Origin of the sequence: Alicyclobacillus acidocaldarius subsp. acidocaldarius Tc-4-1, from assembly GCF_000219875.1 — a bacterium.
Taxonomy (GTDB): domain Bacteria; phylum Bacillota; class Bacilli; order Alicyclobacillales; family Alicyclobacillaceae; genus Alicyclobacillus; species Alicyclobacillus acidocaldarius_A.
In genome coordinates this window covers 2,722,179-2,741,056 of the sequence record NC_017167.1, presented here as the reverse complement: position 1 = coordinate 2,741,056, position 18,878 = coordinate 2,722,179, and the positions used below count along the sequence as shown (strand labels likewise).

19 protein-coding genes and 8 tRNA genes are annotated in these 18,878 nt (G+C 65.1%); 16 read left to right on the top strand and 11 right to left on the bottom strand.

From position 1 onward, the window contains the following. Positions 1-32: 32 nt before the first annotated feature. The gene (locus TC41_RS13330) at positions 33-1,721 is read left to right on the top strand and encodes an ABC1 kinase family protein (RefSeq protein WP_049784381.1); all 1,689 of its coding nucleotides are present in this window, start codon (positions 33-35) and stop codon (positions 1,719-1,721) included. Positions 1,722-1,738: 17 nt separating this feature from the next. Then, complete coding sequence (locus TC41_RS13325; protein WP_041695934.1) at positions 1,739-2,608, top strand: PhzF family phenazine biosynthesis protein; 870 nt, start codon at positions 1,739-1,741, stop codon at positions 2,606-2,608. Between the two features lie 80 nt (positions 2,609-2,688). Here TC41_RS13325 and TC41_RS13320 read toward each other — a convergent pair whose 3' ends face one another. Next, positions 2,689-3,030 (bottom strand): hypothetical protein, encoded by a 342-nt coding sequence (locus TC41_RS13320; protein WP_041695481.1) that lies wholly within the window; start codon positions 3,028-3,030, stop codon positions 2,689-2,691. 96 nt (positions 3,031-3,126) lie between these two features. Here TC41_RS13320 and TC41_RS13315 point away from each other — a divergent pair, with 96 nt between their 5' ends. Next, on the top strand, positions 3,127-3,324 hold the full coding sequence (locus TC41_RS13315; RefSeq protein WP_014465593.1) for a hypothetical protein: 198 nt from the start codon (positions 3,127-3,129) through the stop codon (positions 3,322-3,324). Between the two features lie 12 nt (positions 3,325-3,336). Here TC41_RS13315 and TC41_RS13310 read toward each other — a convergent pair. The 8 genes from TC41_RS13310 to TC41_RS13275 all read right to left on the bottom strand — a co-directional run bounded on the left by TC41_RS13310 (position 3,337) and on the right by TC41_RS13275 (position 4,129). Next, positions 3,337-3,412, bottom strand: a tRNA-Phe gene (locus tag TC41_RS13310). A 3-nt stretch (positions 3,413-3,415) separates the two neighbouring features. After that, positions 3,416-3,491, bottom strand: a tRNA-Met gene (locus TC41_RS13305). A 62-nt stretch (positions 3,492-3,553) separates the two neighbouring features. Continuing rightward, positions 3,554-3,628: transfer RNA gene (locus tag TC41_RS13300), tRNA-Glu, on the bottom strand. Positions 3,629-3,632: 4 nt separating this feature from the next. Beyond that, a tRNA-Asn gene (locus tag TC41_RS13295) sits at positions 3,633-3,707 on the bottom strand. Between the two features lie 5 nt (positions 3,708-3,712). Further along, positions 3,713-3,788, bottom strand: a tRNA-Ala gene (locus tag TC41_RS13290). Between the two features lie 54 nt (positions 3,789-3,842). Continuing rightward, positions 3,843-3,916, bottom strand: a tRNA-Gln gene (locus tag TC41_RS13285). Between the two features lie 5 nt (positions 3,917-3,921). Then, positions 3,922-3,997, bottom strand: a tRNA-His gene (locus tag TC41_RS13280). A 47-nt stretch (positions 3,998-4,044) separates the two neighbouring features. After that, a tRNA-Tyr gene (locus TC41_RS13275) sits at positions 4,045-4,129 on the bottom strand. 207 nt (positions 4,130-4,336) lie between these two features. Between TC41_RS13275 and TC41_RS13270 the strand changes: the two genes are divergently transcribed. Together TC41_RS13270 and proC are read left to right on the top strand one after the other, a co-directional pair. Beyond that, positions 4,337-5,113: an alpha/beta hydrolase family protein gene (locus TC41_RS13270; RefSeq protein WP_041695480.1), complete on the top strand. Its 777-nt coding sequence runs from the start codon at positions 4,337-4,339 to the stop codon at positions 5,111-5,113. A gap of 25 nt (positions 5,114-5,138) precedes the next feature. Further along, positions 5,139-5,957 (top strand): pyrroline-5-carboxylate reductase, encoded by an 819-nt coding sequence (gene proC / locus TC41_RS13265; protein WP_014465591.1) that lies wholly within the window; start codon positions 5,139-5,141, stop codon positions 5,955-5,957. 26 nt (positions 5,958-5,983) lie between these two features. Here proC and TC41_RS13260 read toward each other — a convergent pair whose 3' ends face one another. Further along, positions 5,984-6,478 carry a MogA/MoaB family molybdenum cofactor biosynthesis protein gene (locus TC41_RS13260; protein WP_014465590.1) on the bottom strand — a complete coding sequence of 165 codons (495 nt, stop codon included), beginning with the start codon at positions 6,476-6,478 and terminating at the stop codon, positions 5,984-5,986. Between the two features lie 89 nt (positions 6,479-6,567). Here TC41_RS13260 and TC41_RS13255 point away from each other — a divergent pair, with 89 nt between their 5' ends. The 7 genes from TC41_RS13255 (at position 6,568) to TC41_RS13225 (ending at position 14,059) form a co-directional block, all read left to right on the top strand. Then, on the top strand, positions 6,568-7,389 hold the full coding sequence (locus TC41_RS13255; protein ID WP_041695479.1) for a dienelactone hydrolase family protein: 822 nt from the start codon (positions 6,568-6,570) through the stop codon (positions 7,387-7,389). A 35-nt stretch (positions 7,390-7,424) separates the two neighbouring features. After that, positions 7,425-9,167 carry a phospho-sugar mutase gene (locus TC41_RS13250; protein ID WP_014465588.1) on the top strand — a complete coding sequence of 581 codons (1,743 nt, stop codon included), beginning with the start codon at positions 7,425-7,427 and terminating at the stop codon, positions 9,165-9,167. Then, on the top strand, positions 9,164-10,351 hold the full coding sequence (locus tag TC41_RS13245) for an MFS transporter (RefSeq protein ID WP_014465587.1): 1,188 nt from the start codon (positions 9,164-9,166) through the stop codon (positions 10,349-10,351). The genes TC41_RS13250 and TC41_RS13245 overlap by 4 nt, the downstream gene beginning before the upstream one ends. Before the next feature lie 234 nt (positions 10,352-10,585). After that, positions 10,586-11,347 carry a WecB/TagA/CpsF family glycosyltransferase gene (locus tag TC41_RS13240; RefSeq protein WP_041695478.1) on the top strand — a complete coding sequence of 254 codons (762 nt, stop codon included), beginning with the start codon at positions 10,586-10,588 and terminating at the stop codon, positions 11,345-11,347. Positions 11,348-11,485: 138 nt separating this feature from the next. After that, complete coding sequence (gene metK, locus TC41_RS13235; protein ID WP_041695477.1) at positions 11,486-12,673, top strand: methionine adenosyltransferase; 1,188 nt, start codon at positions 11,486-11,488, stop codon at positions 12,671-12,673. A gap of 243 nt (positions 12,674-12,916) precedes the next feature. Continuing rightward, complete coding sequence (locus TC41_RS13230) at positions 12,917-13,582, top strand: response regulator (protein WP_041695932.1); 666 nt, start codon at positions 12,917-12,919, stop codon at positions 13,580-13,582. 66 nt (positions 13,583-13,648) lie between these two features. Next, complete coding sequence (locus TC41_RS13225; RefSeq protein ID WP_014465581.1) at positions 13,649-14,059, top strand: hypothetical protein; 411 nt, start codon at positions 13,649-13,651, stop codon at positions 14,057-14,059. 1 nt (position 14,060) lies between these two features. Here TC41_RS13225 and TC41_RS13220 read toward each other — a convergent pair whose 3' ends face one another. After that, the gene (locus TC41_RS13220) at positions 14,061-15,488 is read right to left on the bottom strand and encodes a helix-turn-helix domain-containing protein (protein WP_148260219.1); all 1,428 of its coding nucleotides are present in this window, start codon (positions 15,486-15,488) and stop codon (positions 14,061-14,063) included. Between the two features lie 146 nt (positions 15,489-15,634). On the opposite strand from TC41_RS13220, the gene TC41_RS13215 reads away from it, so the two are divergent. The 4 genes from TC41_RS13215 to TC41_RS13200 are packed head-to-tail and all read left to right on the top strand — an operon-like array spanning position 15,635 to position 18,862. Further along, on the top strand, positions 15,635-16,354 hold the full coding sequence (locus TC41_RS13215) for a response regulator transcription factor (protein ID WP_041695476.1): 720 nt from the start codon (positions 15,635-15,637) through the stop codon (positions 16,352-16,354). Further along, positions 16,351-17,640, top strand: a complete 1,290-nt coding sequence (gene pnpS / locus TC41_RS13210; RefSeq protein WP_014465578.1) for a two-component system histidine kinase PnpS — start codon at positions 16,351-16,353, stop codon at positions 17,638-17,640. The genes TC41_RS13215 and pnpS overlap by 4 nt, the downstream gene beginning before the upstream one ends. 27 nt (positions 17,641-17,667) lie before the next feature. Next, positions 17,668-18,405: a ComF family protein gene (locus TC41_RS13205; protein ID WP_014465577.1), complete on the top strand. Its 738-nt coding sequence runs from the start codon at positions 17,668-17,670 to the stop codon at positions 18,403-18,405. A 49-nt stretch (positions 18,406-18,454) separates the two neighbouring features. Then, positions 18,455-18,862, top strand: coding sequence for a TIGR03826 family flagellar region protein (locus tag TC41_RS13200; protein WP_014465576.1), 408 nt, complete (start codon positions 18,455-18,457; stop codon positions 18,860-18,862). The last annotated feature ends 16 nt before the right edge of the window (positions 18,863-18,878 follow it).

The following is an 18,878-nucleotide window of genomic DNA, read 5'->3' as shown; positions in this document are numbered from 1 at the left end:
CTTTTCGTCTTTTCGCCGCAAAGGAGTAGACCATGGTCGGAGGACACATGCTCGGCAGACGGGTGCGCCATCTGTCTCGCTACAAGGACATCGCGCAGATCTTGGTGGCCAATGGCTTCGGCTGGTTCATCGACGAGATAGGGCTCTTCGATCTGCTTTCGCTGCCTCGTCGACTGTTTTCGGGGCGAGAGGATCGGGAGTCGCTCTCGACCTACGAGCGCGTCCGGGTGGTGCTCGAGAAGCTCGGGCCGACGTTTGTCAAGCTGGGTCAAATCGCCAGCTTGCGCGCGGACGTCTTTCCGCCCGAGCTCATCGAGCAGCTTGCCAAGCTCCAGGACGACGTGCCTCCCGTGGCGTTTGCTGAGGTTCGAAAGATTGTGGAAGATGAGCTCGGCCAGCCACTCGACGAGGTCTTCCGAGCGTTTGACGAGGAGCCGGTCGGTTCGGCGTCCATCGGCCAGGTGCACCGCGCGGAGCTCCGGAATGGCGACGAGGTGGCCGTCAAGGTTCAGCGCCCGGATATTCGGCGGAAAATTGAGATCGATCTCGACATTCTCATGGATCTCGCCCGCCTGGCCGAGCGCCATTTTGAGTGGGCCGCGCACTACGAGTTGACGGGCGTGGTCGAAGAATTCCGGCACACGCTCCTCAACGAGCTGAATTACACGGTTGAGGCGCACAACGCGGATCGCCTCCGGCGCGTCCACGAGGGCGATTCGTACGTGCGGATTCCGGAGATTTACTGGGAGTACACGACGCCCCGCGTGCTCACCATGGAGTACGTGCGGGGTATCAAGCTCCAGCATCGGGACGAGCTCATCGCGAAGGGATACCGGACAGACGAGATCGCCAGGCGCGTGACGCACGCCGTGCTCACGCAGATGTTGGTGCACGGCGTGTTTCACGCGGATCCGCATCCGGGCAATCTCGCTGTGCTGCCGGACCACAGCATCCTTTTCATGGACTTCGGCATGGTGGGCCGGCTGTCGGCCGACATGAAGCAGCACCTGGCCGGGCTCGTCATTGCGCTGATGCGCCGGGACACGCGCGCCATTCTCCGCGTGCTCAACCGAATGGGTGTGGTGCCGCACGACATCGATGAACATCGGTTGTATCGCGACGTGGATCACCTGCGCGAAAAGTATTACGAGATTCCGCTCACCCAGATCAGCCTCGGCGAGGCGGTGAGCGAGCTGTTTGCCGTCGCCTATCGCCATCGCGTCCGCATTCCCGCCGATCTCGCCCTCGTCGGCAAGGCGCTCGTGACCGTCGAGGGCGTCGTGGAAGGGCTCGATCCGTCCTTCCGCATCCTCAACATCGCAGAACCGTTCGGCCGCGCACTGCTCAAGGAGCGCGCACGGCCTCGACAGTTCGCCTCGTACCTCGCCCGCGGCGCCGTCGAAGGGCTGGAGTTTCTGAGCGACGTGCCCCGCCACGTCATGGACATTCTGCGCCACTGGCGACAAGGGAAAATCCGCATCGAGCTCGAAATGGCTGAACTGGACGCGCTGACCCGGCAGTTGGTGCGCATTGGGAACCGGCTGTCGTTTAGCATCACGCTGCTCGCATTCAGCATCTTTATGACTGGGCTTCTCATCGCGACGGTGCTGAAGAAATCGCCTGCGGGGCTTTGGTCCTTTCCCACGACCGAAGTCGGCGTGGCCGTCGGCCTGTTTCTGCTCTTTTTGCTGATCCTTTCGATCTGGCGTTCAAACAAATGACCGAGGAGCGATAGGTGGTGCGAGAGATCGAAGTGTTCCAGGTGGATGCGTTCACCGAAGAGCCTTTTTCGGGCAATCCCGCCGGGGTCGTGATCGACGGGGGAGACTTGCCGCGCGATCTGCGCCAGCGCATCGCGCGCGAGATGAACTGCTCGGAGACGGCGTTTGTGGTCCAGTACGAGCGGGATCGGTTCCGTTTCCAGTACCATACGCCGGAGGCGGAGGTGGACCTCTGCGGGCACGCGACCATCGCTGCGCTCCATCTGCTGCGCGAGCGACAAGACATCGTCGGCGACATCGTGGCGGAGACGAGGGCGGGCATCTTGCCCATGCGGCTTGACGAGGAAGGGCCGGTCTGGATGCGTCAGGCCGAGCCGAAGTTCCGCGAGGTGCCGGACGATGCCCGCCCGGTTCTGCTCGAGGCACTTGGGCTTCGCGAGGACGATCTCGACGGAGAGCTGCCGTTTGCCCTCGCGTCAACCGGGATTTGGCAGGTGATGGTGCCCGTGAAATCCCGCGACGCCCTGTTCGCCCTGACACCGGACACGTTGCGCCTGCGCGACGTGTCGAGGCGGCTTGGAGCCATCTGCGTCCACGTGTACGCGCTCGATCCGGCCCATCCGTCGGCTGTGGCCGTGGCCCGCGATTTCGCGCCTGCGGTCGGCGTCGCGGAAGACCCGCATACGGGCACGGCGGCGGGCGCGCTGGCGTGTCTGCTGGCGGATCGCGGTGTGGTCCAGGCGGGCGAGATGGCGTTCGAACAGGGCGCCAATCTCGGGCGCCCGGGCGTCATCCTGACGCGCGTGGAAGCGGGTCCGCCGATGCGCGCCTGGGTGGGCGGTCACGCGGTCACCGTGCTCCGCGGCGAGATGCGCGTGGCCAAATAAGCGGGGATACGCGCCGCGGGGGGGAGGGGGGAGCATGCCGCGCCATTCCCGGCTGCCGCGCGGGGCGTCGACGGCCGAGTTTACGTGGTTCCCAACCGCCGCACTTCTCCGCCGTACCACCGCCCAATGGCCTGCATGGCCGCCTGCATCACGGACGCCGGTTTGGGCGGCCCTTCATAGACGCAGACCCTCGCTTTGTCCTCCTCAGCGCGCGCGTCGACGCGCACTTCGCCTGCATGTCCGCTCACCGCGAGGGTGAACGAGCGTATGGGTCGCCCGGGGTGTGAAAACACGAGCCTGACGCCGCCGTCCATGGGCTCGTGCGACAGACGGCCATCGAACGTCGACGCGATATCCGCGGCCTCTCGCACGGCTTCCACGCAGCGCTTCCATCCTTCCGATTGATCTGTCCGTGTGCCCATGGCTAGCCTCCTCGCCCCTGAAGCGTGATCGAAGGGAATCGTGATGGAACGGGAATATTGTAGACGACACGCGCGGGAAAAGAAGGGGGTGTAACGATGCAGCGGGGCGTCATCTGCCTGGTGCATCCGAATGGCCGACAAGGGATACTCCGCGTGCACGGGGGAGGGGATTTGCCGTTTGACGCCGCAGATTGTCCCGGACTGGGCCGCGTGCGCCCGGGCGATCACGTCGCGTTTGACGTCATCCAGACGCCGGAAGGGCCTGTGGCGTACAACCTGGTCCGAAGGCGGTGAGGGAAAAACGAGTGGTGGCTCGGGACGGAATCGAACCGCCGACACGAGGATTTTCAGTCCTCTGCTCTACCGACTGAGCTACCGAGCCGCATGGTTGCGGGGGCAGGACTCGAACCTGCGACCTTCGGGTTATGAGCCCGACGAGCTGCCGACTGCTCCACCCCGCGCCGCTTTTCCGCGATGGCTCGTTGGAGAAACGGACGCCCAGGCATGGAACATGCCTGGGCACTGGTGACCCCAGGGGGATTCGAACCCCCGTTACCACCGTGAAAGGGTGGTGTCTTAACCACTTGACCATGGGGCCGAGCTGGCTCCCCGAGCAGGATTCGAACCTGCGACCCTCCGGTTAACAGCCGGATGCTCTACCGCTGAGCTATCGAGGAACGGGTGGTGGAGGTAGCCGGATTCGAACCGACGACCCCCTGCTTGCAAGGCAGGTGCTCTCCCAACTGAGCTATACCCCCACAAAGGACGCGCCCCCGGCGGCGCCGAAGGGCGCGTCCTCGCTGCGCCGTGAATGGCTGGGGAAGAAGGATTCGAACCTTCGATCGCGGTACCAAAAACCGCTGCCTTACCACTTGGCTATTCCCCAGCATTTGGGGTGAGTGATGGGATTCGAACCCATGCATGCCGGAACCACAATCCGGTGCGTTAACCCCTTCGCCACACTCACCACACGAGATCAAAGGGAAAGCAAACTCCAACGCCAAAGCGTTGGGCTGGTGGAGGGGGCAGGATTCGAACCTGCGAAGCATTACGCAACGGATTTACAGTCCGCCCCATTTGGCCACTTTGGTACCCCTCCGCGACCTGCGCCGGTGTTCCATCGAGGAAGATGGCCCCGCGCGCATTCAGTACATTACCATGGTCCCGCGCGTGAAGTCAAGTCTTCGCCGTAGATTTTTTGCGTCCGCGGTGGCCAGCGTGACCGGCGGTTTCGTGGTAACATGGTGTGCGGAAACTGTCCCATTCGGGGAAATCCATGGCGATTCCGTCAAGGGAGCGTGTTGGGATGCAGAGAGCCGTTGAGCTCGAAGTGGAAGGGCTCGTCCTTCGCGGGATGGAGCACGTGCCGGACGAGTCAGCGAACCGACCCGTGCCTGCCGCGATTTTGTTTCACGGCTTTACGGGAACTCACATCGAGCCTCATCAGTTGTTCGTCAAACTCAGCCGCGCGCTCGAGGCCGAGGGCGTGGCGGCGTTCCGCCTCGATTTCGCCGGTAGCGGAGACTCCGACGGTGAGTTTCAAGACATGACGGCTTCCTCGGAGATCCGAGACGCGAAGGCCATCTTGGACTGGGTGAGACGAGATCCCCGCATTGACCCGGACCGCGTAAGCCTTATCGGCCTCAGCATGGGGGGCTACGTCGCGTCCATCGTGGCTGGGGACGAGCCGAACAAAGTGGATAAGCTCGTGCTGCTTGCGCCGGCGGGCAACATGGCCGATATCGCAGAGAAGCAGGCAGAGGCGCTCGGCGCTGCAGCCGACGCGGACGTCGTGGATCTCGGCGGAAATCTCGTGGGCCGTCGACTGTACGAAGATCTCAAACAAATCGACGCGTTTGAGCGAGCCAAGCCGTTTCGCGGCAAGGTGCTCATCATCCACGGGATGGAGGATCAGGCCGTCCCATACGAGGTGTCCCTAAAGTACCAGAACGAAGTCTACGGCGAGCGCGCGCGGCTTCATCTGATCGAAGAGGCGGATCACACGTTCAACAACCGGCACTGGGAGGCCGAGGTCATTCGGGAAACCGTGCGGTTTTTGACGGACGTGGACCGGTCGCAATGACCGCGCGCCCACGGGAGGTGGAGGGTTGAAGCGGCTTTTTATCCTCGGCGCCGGTTCGATGGCCGAGTCGTTTATCAAAGGGATCGTGGAAGAGGGCGTGATCGATCCGCGGGACATCTTCGTCTGCAACCGATCGCGCCGCGAGCGATTATTGGAATTGAGCGAATGGTATGGCATCACGCCCGCCCACTCGATGGCGCGGGCGGCGGACGCGGACCTCGTCATTCTCGCGGTGAAGCCGTACGACATGATGGAGGTTTTAAAGCAACTGCGGCCTTATCTGTCGGATCAGGTGCTCTTGTCGTTCGCCGCAGGCGTTCCCATTGAAGCCATGCAGCGCGCGACGGGAGGGCATCCGTACATCGTCCGCACCATGCCGAACGTGCCGGTGGCGGTTGGCATGGGCGCCATCGCGCTGTCGGCGCCTTCGACGGTGCCGCGGGACAAGCTTCGCCGAGTCGTCGAGATGTTGGCTGGCCTCGGGCAGGTGGTGGAGATTGAGGAGGGACTGATGGACGCTGCCACCGCGTTTTCCGGCAGCGGGCCAGGGTTCATCAGCTATCTCCTCGAGGCGATGGAGCAGGCGGCGGTGGAACTCGGCTTTGCGCCGGAACTCGCGCGAAAGCTTCTGGTGCAGACGGTCATCGGCACGGCGCACGTCCTGCGCGAGTGGAACCTGAGCCCGAGCGAATTGCGCCGCCGCGTGACGTCGCCGAACGGCACCACGCACGCCGGCGTCGAGGTGATGCAGTCGCAGGGCGTGTATCAGGCCATCGTCGAGGCGGTGAGGCGGGCGGCTGTCCGTGCGGAGGAGATGGGGCGCGAGTACACGCGCGAGGGCTGAGGCTTGGCCCCAGGCCCTCTGACGCTTCAGTTTGGCCGATGCTCGGTGATGCCTGCGACGAGATCGAGCGCGTGACGGAGAATGGGCGCAATCACTTGGAACCCCTCCTCCACGGCGCGAGGGCTGCCCGGGAAGTTGACGATGAGCGTCTGGCCGCGGATGCCAGCCGTCTGGCGGGAGAGCATGGCGTGCGGCTTGTTGGGCCAGGCGGAGGCGCGCATCGCCTCGCCGATACCCGGGATCTCCCGCTCGATCACGTCCCGCGTCGCCTCCGGCGTCACGTCGCGCGGGCCGAGGCCCGTCCCGCCTGTGGTGGCGACGAGATGCACGCCTTCGAGCGCGAGCGCGCGCAGGCGCGCGGCGATGCGGGCTCGATCGTCCGGCACCACGACGGCGTGGCGCACGTCAAACCCCGCCTCGCGGAGCAACGATGCGAGGAGCGGCCCACTCTCGTCTTGGCGCTCGCCTCGACTCGCGGAGTCGCTCACAGTGATCACGGCGGCCGTGCGCATGGTGTCCATGTTTTACCTCCTCTGTGCAGTGTAATCCATACGCTTCCATGTTGAGCCTCTCCTCTCACTGTGACACAATAACCGTGGAGGTGGCAAACGTGGCACTGCACACGGAATGGGTTCGATACGGCGAAAACGGGAAGTATTTGGGGTATTTGGCCCATCACGACAGGTTGTCGGATGGACAACCGGCCGTCATCGTGCTTCAGGAGATCTGGGGCGTGGACGACCACATCCGGGACGTCGTGGAGCGGTTTGCCCGGGCAGGATACGTGGCGCTCGCGCCGGACCTGTACGCGGAAGGCGGGAAGCGCAAGCCGGGACTTGAGCCGGAGGCCATCGAGGCGGTGAAGCGGTTTCTGGATTCGGTACCGCCTCAGGCGTGGCACGACGCGTCCGAGCGAGAGCGCGCCCTGGAGACGCTGCCCGAGCCGGAGCGGACGACGGTTCGCCACACGTTTGGACAGCTGTTCGGCGGTTTGAATCTGGACGCGTACAACGACCATCTGCTGGCTGCCGCGAGCTTTTTGCGAGACACGTACCGCATGACGAAGGGGCAACCGGTGGTCTCCGTTGGGTTCTGCATGGGCGGCGGCCTGTCCGCGAGGCTGGCGACGCTCGATGCGAAGCTCGCGGGCGCGGTCATTTTTTACGGGCAGGCTCCGAGCGCGGACCGCATTCCCAACATCCAGTGCCCGGTGCGCGGCTTCTACGCATCGCTCGATCCGCGCATCACGGACGCGGTTCCGGCGTTTGCCGAAGAGATGAAAAAGGCGGGGAAGGACTTTCAGTACCGCGTGTACGAAGGCGCGCATCATGCGTTCTTCAACGACACGCGGGCGTCTTACCATCCGCGGGCGGCGCGGTCGGCCTTCGCGGAAGTCCTCACGTTCTTCAACCAGGTGACTGGGGGCGTATGAATTCGCCGCGCGTAGGAGCGCGGAATTTGGGAGGGATGGAAACGGTGACAAAGGCGCAGCAGGCGTATGAACAGTGGTTGCAACAACCGCATCTGCCTGAGGATCTCCGCGCGGAACTCGAGCGCATTCGCGGCAACGATGCCGAGATCGAGGAACGCTTCGGAACGGACCTCGATTTTGGCACGGGTGGGCTTCGCGGCATCATGGGCGCGGGGCTAAACCGGATGAACGTGTACACAGTGCGGCGCGCCACGGCGGGCCTGGCGCTTCACTTGAAGGAGCGCTTTGGCGAGGACGCGGCTACGCGAGGCGTGGCCATTGGGTACGACGTGCGGCACAACTCCGCCACGTTCGCCGAGGCGGTGGCCCTGACGCTCGCGGCGTACGGCATACGGGCGCACCTGATGCCAGTCGTCTGCCCGACCCCGGAGCTTTCGTTTGCCGTTCGCGAACTCGGCTGCGCGGCGGGCGTCATGATCACCGCCAGCCACAACCCGCCCAAGTACAACGGCTACAAGGTGTACAACGAGCACGGAGGGCAGATCCTCGAGGACGACGCCCGGGACATCAAGGCGCGTATGGAGACGATTCAGGATCTATTCGCGGTTCCGCACCTCGCTCGGGACGAGGCGGAGGCGCGCGGACTTTTCGCCCTCATTCCAGCGTCGCTTCGCGCAAAGTACGTCGAGGCGGTGGTGCGCGAAGTCCGAGATCCGCGCCTTGGCGACGAGCGATCCCGCCTGTCCATCGTCTACACGCCGCTTCACGGCACGGGCAACATCCCGGTGCGAGAGGCGCTTTCTGCGGCGGGCTACACGGACGTCCACCTCGTCGAGGCGCAGGTCCAGCCGGACGGCGACTTCTCGACGGTGAAGAGCCCGAATCCGGAGGAACAGGAGGCGCTCTCGCTCGGCGTGAAGCTCGCGGAGGAGGTCGGCGCGCATCTCGTCATGGGCAATGACCCCGATTGCGATCGCGTCGGGATCGCCGTGCGCGACGCGTCCGGGCGCATGCAGCTTTTGACCGGCAACCAGGTGGGCGCGCTCATCGTCCACTACCTGTGCGAGCGTCATCGCGACACGGGCGGGGCTCAACTTCCGCCCATCGTGTTCAAGACCATTGTCACGTCCGACATGGGCAAGCACATCGCGGAATCGTACGGCGTTCATGTGGAAGAGACGCTCACGGGCTTCAAGTACATTGGCGATCGCGTCACGCGCCACGAGGCGGACGGATCGTACCGCTTGCTTGCGGGCTATGAGGAAAGCTACGGGTACCTCGTGTCGCCCATCGTCCGCGACAAGGACGGTGTGCAGGGCGCGCTCGTCATCGCCGAGATGGCGGCCTGGCACCTGGCGCACGGCCGGACGCTCGTGGATGTGTTGCGCTCCTTGTATGAGCAATACGGCTGGTACGGGGACAAGCTCGTCAACGTGGAGCTCGAGGGCCACGACGGCGTGGAGCGCATGAAGCGCGCGCTCCAGGATCTGCGGGAGCGCCCGCTCGAAGTGCCGGGGCTCGCGCTCGTCGCCGTGGAGGACTATCTCGCGAGGGAGCGGCGCTTCCCGGGGACGGATCGCGTGGAGCCCTTGACGCTGCCGGTATCGGACGTGCAGAAATTTATCTATGAAGGCGGTCACTGGGCGGCCATTCGCCCGTCGGGCACGGAGCCGAAGATGAAGATGTACTTCGGCGTGCGCGGAAGGAGCGAGGCAGAGCGGGACGAGCTGTTGGACAAGCTGGTCCAGGCGCTCACGGCGAGGGCGCGCATGGAATGACAGCTTGGCGGCGGACGCTTGTCATCCTGTGGTGCGCGAACTTCTGCGCCGCGGCCGGCATGAGCCAGATCATCCCGTTCATTCCGCTCTACCTGGCCGAGCTTGGGCTTCACACAGAGCGGAGCATCGATCACTGGGCGAGCTGGGTTTTTTCCGCGCAGTTCGTCACCTCGTTCATGTTTCAGCCCATCTGGGGCTCGCTCGCGGACCGGTATGGGCGCAAGCCGATGCTGTTGCGCGCCGGCTTCGGCATGGGCGTGATGACGGCGCTCATGGGGCTCGTCGGGGCCCCGTGGCAGCTTTTAGTTCTCCGGCTCGTGAACGGCGTGTTCTCCGGGTTCATCGCCATGGCCATCTCGCTTCAGGCCTCGGTGACACCGGCGGAGAACGCCGGGCGCGCGCTCGGCACGCTTCAGACCGGCAACATCGCCGGATCGCTCATCGGGCCGCTCGTGGGGGGACTCTTGGCCGAATGGCTGGGTTTTCGCGGCTGCTTCTTTTTCACGGGCGCGATGCTCGTTCTGGCGAGCCTCATTGTGCTCCTGTTCGTGCACGAGCCGAAAGGGGCGCGGCGAGCGCGGGCGAAGGCCCGGGGATCCTGGGAAAGCCTCGTGGGGCTCTGGCCGGTATTTCTTGGCTCGTTCATGACTCAGCTCGCCATGATGAGCATCGAGCCCATTGTGACCATCTTCACTCGCAGCATCTACCACGGCGCGCACCTCACCCTTGCCGCAGGGCTTGTCGTGGCGACGAGCGGCATTGCGAATCTCATCGGCACGCCGACTTTGGGACGGGTGGGCGATCGCGTCGGACAAGAGCGGGTTCTGCTGCTCGCGCTCTTCGGCGCCGCCTGCGCGTTTGTGCCGCAGGCTCTCGCGCACGCGCTTTGGCTTTTGCTTTTGGGTCGGTTTTGTCTGGGGCTTTTTGTCGGCGGCATGCTGCCGTCGCTGCAGGCGCTCGTGCGCAAGCTCGCGCCGGAAGACAAGCAGGCGACCGCGTATGGCCTGAACTCGAGCGCGACCTTCTTCGGCAACCTCGTCGGGCCGCTCATCGGTGGGCAGGTCGCCGCGACGTACGGGATCCGCTCGGTGTTCTACGTGACCATGGTGCTTCTGCTCCTGAACGCGGCCGTGATCGCGGCGAATCGGCGGCGGCTTGCGCCTCAGGGCGCCGAGGAGGTTTAGGCTCGCCCGAAACTGGCCATGATGGTGGCCAACTGGATGGGGCGGGGAGGCGGAACGGTGAAGGCGCGGTTGGTGCGCGTAGTTCACCTCGTCATCGCCAGCGTCATGCTTGCGTGCACGGCCATCAGCCTGGTGGCCATCGCGCTGGAGCTTGCCGTGCGCCGGTTGCTGGCGTGAGGGTGCGGCCGGGCGAGCGGGGCGGCACACGTCAACGAATGATGGAGGCATAGGCCAGTGGCTGTGCAGGGATTTGCCAAGGACGTCGTGGACGTGCTCGGCGTCAGGTTCCACCGCGTCACCATGGCGGAGGCGGTGGAGAAGATCCTCTTCTGGACGGAGGACGGCGGCCATCACCTGGTGGTGACGGCGGGGCCGGAATTTGTCATGCAGTGCCAGCGCCAGGAGGCGCTCCTGCGCCTCGTCAATTCGGCTGATCTCGTCACCGCAGACGGCATCGGCGTCGTCTGGGCGGCTCGCAGGCAGGGGCGCCCAGTGCCCGAGCGCGTGACAGGCGTGGAACTCGTGCCTCAGGTGCTGTCCGAGGCCATGCGGCGAAATCGGCCGCTCAGGGTGTACCTGCTCGGGGCCACCGAATCGTCGCTCGCTGCGTGCCTGGGGAAACTCAGGGCTATGTACCCCGCGCACGCGTTTGCGGGACATCACGGGTATTTTCAACATCCGGATCTTGGGCGGATTCTCGAAGAGATCCGAGCGTTTCGCCCGCATCTTTTGCTCGTTGGAATGGGGCAACCGCGTCAGGAGCTGTTCCTGCGAGACGTGATGGGGAAGCTACCGCCGCTCGTGGGAATGGGCGTGGGCGGTTCCATCGACGTCTGGGGCGGCACCGTGCGCCGGGCCCCAGAGGCGTTTCGCCGCATGAACCTGGAGTGGCTGTACCGGCTCATCACGGAGCCCAGGCGGTTTCGGCGACAGCTCGCGCTGCCGAGGTTCGCCTTGAAGGTCATCTCGTCGCCGGCGAAGCGCGAGGCGCCGTGATCGCAGCCTTCCTCAACATTGTCAAGGAAAAATCCTTGACTGCCCAGAGGCCATCGACTACGATAGGGTTTGTTTTGCGATGGACAAGCGGGATCCCCTGGCTTGCCAAATCCTCTGTGCGCCAAAGGAGGCTCCAGATTGGCACAGCGACGCCTGTTTACCTCGGAATCCGTGACGGAAGGCCATCCGGACAAGATTTGCGATCAGATCTCCGACGCGGTGTTGGACGAGATTTTGACATATGATCCGCTCGCGCGCGTCGCGTGCGAGACGTCCGTGACGACGGGGCTTGTGCTCGTCATCGGCGAGATCACCACCAACTGCTACGTGGACATCCCGAAGGTGGTGCGCCGCACCATCTCGGAGATTGGCTACACCCGCGCGAAATTCGGGTTCGACGCCGAGACGTGCGCCGTCATCACGTCCATCGACGAGCAGTCGCCGGACATCGCCCAAGGCGTGGACCGCGCCCTCGAGGTTCGGCACATGACGGACGCGCAGATCGACGAGATTGGCGCGGGCGATCAGGGGCTCATGTTCGGCTTCGCGTGCGATGAGACGCCCGAACTCATGCCGCTGCCCATCTCGCTCGCGCACCGGCTGGCGCGCCGCCTCGCGGAAGTGCGGAAGAGCGGCGAGCTCACCTACCTGCGGCCCGACGGCAAGACGCAGGTGACCATCGAGTACGAGGGCGATCGGCCCGTGCGGGTGGACACGATTGTCATCTCCACGCAGCACGACGAGCAGACCACGCTTCAGACCGTCGAACGCGACATGATTGAGCGCGTCATTCGCCCGATTGTCCCGCCGGAGTGGCTGGACGAGAACACGAAGTACCTCATCAACCCGACGGGCCGGTTTGTGATTGGCGGGCCGCAGGGCGACGCTGGGCTCACGGGCCGCAAGATCATCGTCGACACGTACGGCGGGTACGCGCGCCACGGCGGCGGCGCTTTCTCGGGCAAGGATCCGACGAAGGTCGACCGCAGCGCCGCATATGCGGCTCGTTACGTCGCGAAGAACATCGTCGCGGCCGGGCTCGCAAGGAAGTGCGAGATCCAGCTCGCGTACGCCATCGGCGTCGCGCGGCCCGTGTCCATCTCGGTGGACACCTACGGAACCGGGCAGGTGAGCGACGAGAAAATCGTCGAGATTGTCCGCGAGGTGTTTGACCTTCGCCCGGCCGCCATCATTCGCGATCTCGACCTGCGCCGGCCTATCTACCGCCAGACGGCGGCGTATGGCCATTTCGGCCGCACGGACATCGATCTCCCGTGGGAGCGCACGGACAAGGTGGAGGAGATCCGCCGCCTCGCGCTGAGCTGAGCGGCGAGCCGGGCGCGTTGCCGACGCTGACAAAAGTTTGTCGCGGCGCCAGTGGACCCTCACAAACACCGCTTTTGGCATCGAATGTATGTGACATCACCCTTACACCCCATGATGTGTGCCTTCCGGCCGTATGCCGGAGGGCATTTTTTTGCCGTCGCGCGCGCCTGGGCGGGAATCTGGTATCATCGAGCTGAAGGAGAGATTGGACATTCGGGGCTCATTGCAAGCAAGGGGGATGGAATGACCAACGAACTGCCCATCCGCGTTGCCATTGCGGACGACAATGCGGAATACCGCCTGACCTTGGCGGACTTGTTGGCGTACGAACCGGATATGGAGGTGGTGGCCGTTTGGGCGAACGGCCACGAGGTGTTGCGCGACGTCGAGCATGTACGCCCGGATGTGCTGCTGCTTGACATCACGATGCCTGAGGTCGACGGCCTCTGCGTGCTCAAGGCCGCGCCTCTGCTCGCCTGGCGCCCAAAAATTGTGGTGTTGACCATGCACGAGCAGTCGCCCGTGGTGCTCGAGGCGGTGCGTGCAGGGGTGAGCGGCTACATCGTGAAGGACGCGCCGATGGAGGACCTGCTGCGCGCCATCCGCGAGGCGCACGAGGGCCGCGCCATGGTGCACCCGCAGGTGATGCGCGCGGTGCTCGGCGAGATCGAACGGTACGCCAAGCCGAACGACGGATGGAAGGACCTTCTGACGGCGCGCGAGTTTGACGTGCTGTGCCAGATGGCCGCGGGCAAGTCGAACGAACAGATTGCGGAGTCGCTTCACATCACGCTCAAGACGGCGAAAAATCACGTGTCGCACATTCTGGCGAAGCTCCACGTGTCGGACAGGAGTCAGGCGGTGCTGCACGCGTATAGGGAGCGGTGGATCCTGCCGGATCAGCTTTGAAAGTGGAAGGCCGCAAGGGCCCCCTCTCGCTCCGGTGCATACGCTGGGGCAAGGGGGTGAGCCCGCATGTGGGTGGCGATAGCGTTTGCCGCGGCGGTGGCCGTGTATTTGGCATGCGCGCTGGCGGGACACTGGGCGGGCGGGGCGACGGCTGGGGCGCAGGAGAGCGAGTGGCTTGTCCTAGTGGCCGAGGGCTGCGGCGGCGCCGTGGAGGGCGTGTTGCGGAGGGCGTGTGCGCGGTGGCGGCGCCCAATATCGTGCGTGGTCGTGATCGACGTGGCGCCTGCGGATGAGGCGCGGGCCATCGTCGAGCGGTTGGCGCCGAAGATGGCCTACGAGGTGGTGTATCTCGCGGTGGCGAACTGGGCGGAGGCGGACCGAGAGGTGGCCGCCATCCGCCTGGGTTCCGCGCCGGACGTGCGCGTCCACGTGATCCACGTGGTGGGCGGCGTCATTCGCACCTGCGCCGCGCTTTGAGTCAGAAGACAAACGGCACCGGCGGGCGCGGCTCGCGGCTCAACACGTCGAGCTTCTGCACATAGCGAAGCGCGAGTTCGAACTCGCGCGCCTCCGCGAGCCAGCGGATGAGCAGCTGGCAGGCCCGGCGGTGGAGGGCTGCATCGCCCCAGTCGGGGAACGACTGCTCGTAGGCGATGAGCCGTTTGCGCAGCGACGCCCGCTCGCGCGGCCGCTTGGCGTAGGCGGCCTCCATGTCGAGGAGGTTGAGCTTGAGCCGCGCCCGCTTCGCGGTGAGGTCCTCAAGGTCTGGCAGTTCGGCCGCAATGGCCTTCGCGCTCTCGAGCAACGTCGCCGCGCGGTCGATCTCGCCCTCGTCCAACAGGCGGGCGATCTCGTCAGCGAACGCGGCGAGATCGCGCCCGGGCGAGACGGCGGTCATGAGGTACGCGTGCCGGAGCCGGGTGGACAAGCTCACCGCGGCACGGTCCCTCGCAAACAGGCGCGCGTGCAGCGACGCTTGGGCCTCGGCGAGCCGCCCGACAAACAGCAGGGTCGATGCCTGCTCCGCGAGCGCCTTCGCCTGCGCGGGATCGACGGCGAGGTGACACAGCGCGTCCGCGATGAGCTGCTCGGACACGACGAAAAGCGCCGGCGCCGAGGCTGCCATCCGCTCCGCCGCGGCGAGGTAGGGCCTATCCGTAGGCGCCGATGGGGGCTTGGACACCGGCAGAGCGGCGTCCGCAGGCGCAAATTCGGCCCGCAGGCGCGGCTGCGGGTCGAAGCTCGTGCGCCGCCACGGGATGTCGAAGCCCTCGTCGTGGGGGTCGAGATCGTCGAGGTGGAGGTACAGTTCCAGCGCCAGTGCGTGGAGCTCGTGCCACGGAATGGCGTGCGTGGCCGCAAGGGCGTCGACGCGCGCGAGGGCGTCCTTCCACAGGCGCACGGCGCCGGGGACGTTGCCGCGATCGCACTCCGCAAAGCCGAGTTCCCGCAAGGCGTAAAACGCGATGCGCGGATCGTTCGCGCCTTGCGCCGCCTCGGCGAGCGGGATGAGCAGCGCCACCGCCTCTTCCTCTTCGCCGAGGCCTCGCAGGGCGCGCGCGAGCGTGAGCCGGTATTCACTCAGGCTGCGCGTGTGGAACGACGCCTCCGGCAAATGCGTGAGGATGTCGCGCGCGCGATGCGGGTGTCCCGCGGCCACGTCGTACTGGGCGACGCGGATGGCCGCCTGGAGCAGGGCGTGCGGATCCGCGCCGGCCACCAGCTTGTCGATGGGCTCGCCGAGGCGATCCGCCACTCGGATGAGGAGCGAGTACGGTGCAAGGGCTCGGCCCGATTCGAGTTCGTCGATCAGGTCTGGGCTGGCGAGATCATCCGCCAGATCCGCCTGGCTCAGTCCGCGCGCTGTGCGGAGGGTTCGGATGGCTTCTCCTATCGACACGTCCACACCCACTTCCTCTAGCTTCCGACATTAAGTTTCACATATTGGCATGGATTTGACAAGATTCAAAGGAATTCTCCATCCTGATCGTGGCCTCGGTCTGTCGCTTCTTGCTACAATAAGACCAGTACCAGTGAGCGGAGGGAAAACGTGTGCCTACCGTGTTGGTGGTGGACGACGAGGCGTCCATTCGCACCTTGGTGGAATACAACTTCAGTCGCTCGGGGTTTGACGTGGAAACGGTGGACGACGGCCGCGTCGCGTACGAGAAGCTGAAGCAGGGTGCGTCGAAGTATGATCTCGTCGTGCTCGACCTGATGCTGCCGGGGATGGACGGCCTCGAAGTGTGCCGGCGCCTGCGCCAGGAGGGCGTCAAGATCCCCATCATCCTCCTGACCGCGCGGGACGAGGAGGTGGATCTCGTGCTCGGCCTCGAGCTCGGCGCGGACGACTACGTCACCAAGCCGTTCAGCCCGCGGGAGCTCGTCGCGCGAGCCAGGGCGGTGCTGCGCCGCACCGAGAGCCGAGAAGAGGATACCCAGCCCGCATCGAGCGGAAAGGTGCTGCGCGCGGGCAACATCGTGATGGACGTGGCGCGCCACGAGGTCCGGGTACGGGGGCAACTCGTGGAATTTACGCCCAAGGAATTCGAACTTCTGCAATATTTCATGGAGAATCCGGAGCACGTGCTGTCGAGAGATCAGCTTCTGGACCGGGTCTGGGGCTACAGCGCGGCCACGGACACCCGTATCGTCGACGTCCATGTCTCGCATCTTCGCGAAAAGATTGAGGAGGATTCCAAGAATCCCAAGTACATTCGCACCGTGCGGGGCATTGGATACAAGTTCACGGAAGGCACGTCCGGGTCATGATCGCGTTTGCCATCGGGCTCGGCGTCGGCCTCGCCATCGGCGGGCTGTTCGCAATCTGGCAGATGAGCTGGTTTCGCAGCCTCCGGCGCTACCTGCTCGACGCCATGGACGCCATTGTTCAGGGCCGCTACGACGTGCGCATGTACGAGTATCGGAGCCGCCCCGCCGAGATCGCCATCTTCCGCCACTTCAACCGCATGGCCGAGCGCATCCAGGAGACGCTCGCGGATCTGTCGCAGGAGCGGGATATTCTTCGGCATATCCTGCAGAACATGACCACTGGCGTCATCTACCTGAGAAGCGACGGCCAGGTGCAGATGGTCAACCACGCCGCCGAACGTCTGTTCCGCCGGCCTGCGGAGCAGTGGAAGGACCGGGACCATTGGACCGTCTTCCGCAACTACCAGCTCGGCTCGGCGATTGATCACGCCCTTCTCTTCGGTACGCCCTGGTCCGGGGAGTTCCAGGTCCGCGAGGGCGTCACCGTCGCCGTGCGCCTCGTGCCCATCTCTGCGGCGCCCCGCATGCGCAGCAAGGCCGACGGTCGGCACGACGTGCTTATGCTCGTGAACGATGTCTCCGAGTGGCGCCGCCTCGAGCGCATGCGGAGCGACTTCGTCGCCAACGTCTCGCACGAGCTGAAGACGCCCATCGCCGCGATTCGCGGCTTCGCCGAGACGCTGCTCGACGGCGAAGTGGACGAGGAGGCGCGCGAAAAGTTTCTGCGCACCATCTATGAGGAGTCGCTCCGCATGGGCAACCTCGTCTCGGACCTGCTCGAGCTCTCGAAGCTGGAGGCGAGCGACAGTCACGTCGATCCCGTCGCCGTGGACCTGTACGAGGTGCTCGTGCGCGCCGTGGATCGCGTGAGGCCTGTCGCGGACGAAAAGGAAATCACCATCGAGTTGCCGCGCGAGCAGCGCTTGCACGTCTGGGCCGAGCCGGATCTCCTGCTGCAGGTGTTTCTCAACCTGCTGACGAATGCCATCCACTACTCGCCGCCCAAGAGCCGCGTCTGCGTGACCTGGGACGTCCTGGTGGATCGCGTGAAGGTGCACGTGAAGGACAACGGCATCGGGATTCCCAAGGAGTCCTTGCCGCGGGTGTTCGAGCGGTTTTACCGCGTGCACAAGGACCGCAGTCGGGCCTCCGGCGGGACGGGACTCGGGCTCGCCATCGTCAAGCACATCGTCACCGCGCTCGGCGGCGAGGTGGGCGTCGAGAGCGAGGAGGGCAAGGGCAGCGACTTCTGGTTCACGCTCTCCAGGCTCGACGCGCGTCCGTGATGGCCTAATAGGAGGGGAGGCGCGCCCGTGCCTCGCGCGTACACGCCGTCGTTCCTCGTGCAACGCTTCGTGCGGCAGACGCTCAACTGGATTTTTCCCTCGAATGATGAACTTTGCCCCGTTTGCAGTCGACTCATCCCGCCCGAGTTCGCCGAGTCCCGACCCGGGAAGCGTGGCGCGATGGGGCGGCTCTGCGCCTTCTGCCAGCAAAATCTCGCGCTCGTGCCCATCCGGGTGCAACATACCCGGCTTCGCGCCGCCGGGCGCCCGATGATGGTCGCGAGCGCCCTCGTCTACGATCACTTCGTCCGCACGCTTATCCGCGCGTACAAGTACGATCGCGTCGTCGAGATCGCCCCTTTCTTCACCTCCGCGCTCGCCGCCACGCGTGGCGCCCATCCACCGGCGGATGTCGTGGTGCCCGTGCCGACCGCGCCGGACAGGCTCCGCATGCGGGGGTACGATCACGTCCTGCTCGTGGCCTCGTCCTTCGCCCGCGCGGAAGGGTTGCCGTGTGCGCGAGCGCTTGCGCGCCTCGGCACATCTGGCCATACCCGCTCGCAGACCTCGAAAGACAAATCCCGCCGCCTGCGCGAACTCGCGGGCCAGTTTGTCGCCGCGGACCTCAGTGCCATTCGGGGGCGGCGCGTGCTGCTTGTGGACGACGTGATGACGACCGGCGCGACGCTCGTGACGTGCGCCCAGGCGTTGTACGGGGCGGGGGCGGGCGCGGTGCACGCCGTCGTGATGGCGCGGGTGGAGTGAGGGCGTGGCAGGATTTTGTCGAGGAACCGCGAATCATGACGGTGGAGGGATGACCGTGGCCATTGCCAATTGCCGCCGATGCGGGAGGCTCTTCAACCGCGTGGGGCGCGACATCTGTCCGGCGTGCGTCAAAGACGAGGACGAGAAACTCGCGACCATCCGGGCGTATCTGCGCCAACACCCTCTCGCCAACATCTACGAAGTCGCGAAGGGGACGGACGTGTCGTATGACGAGATTGTCCAATTCATCCGCGACGGGCGGCTCTTGTTGCGCAACAACCCGAACATGGTGTACCCGTGCGAGCGCTGTGGCACGCCGACGCAGTCGGGCAGGCTCTGCGCGAACTGCGCGAAGGAGATGGGGCGGGCGTTGGAGCGGGACATGCGGGCGCGAGACGACCGGGGACTCGAGGCCAACGACCAGGGGCGCGGCAAGGGATACTACAGCAAATCTTGATGAGCCGTCGAGGAGT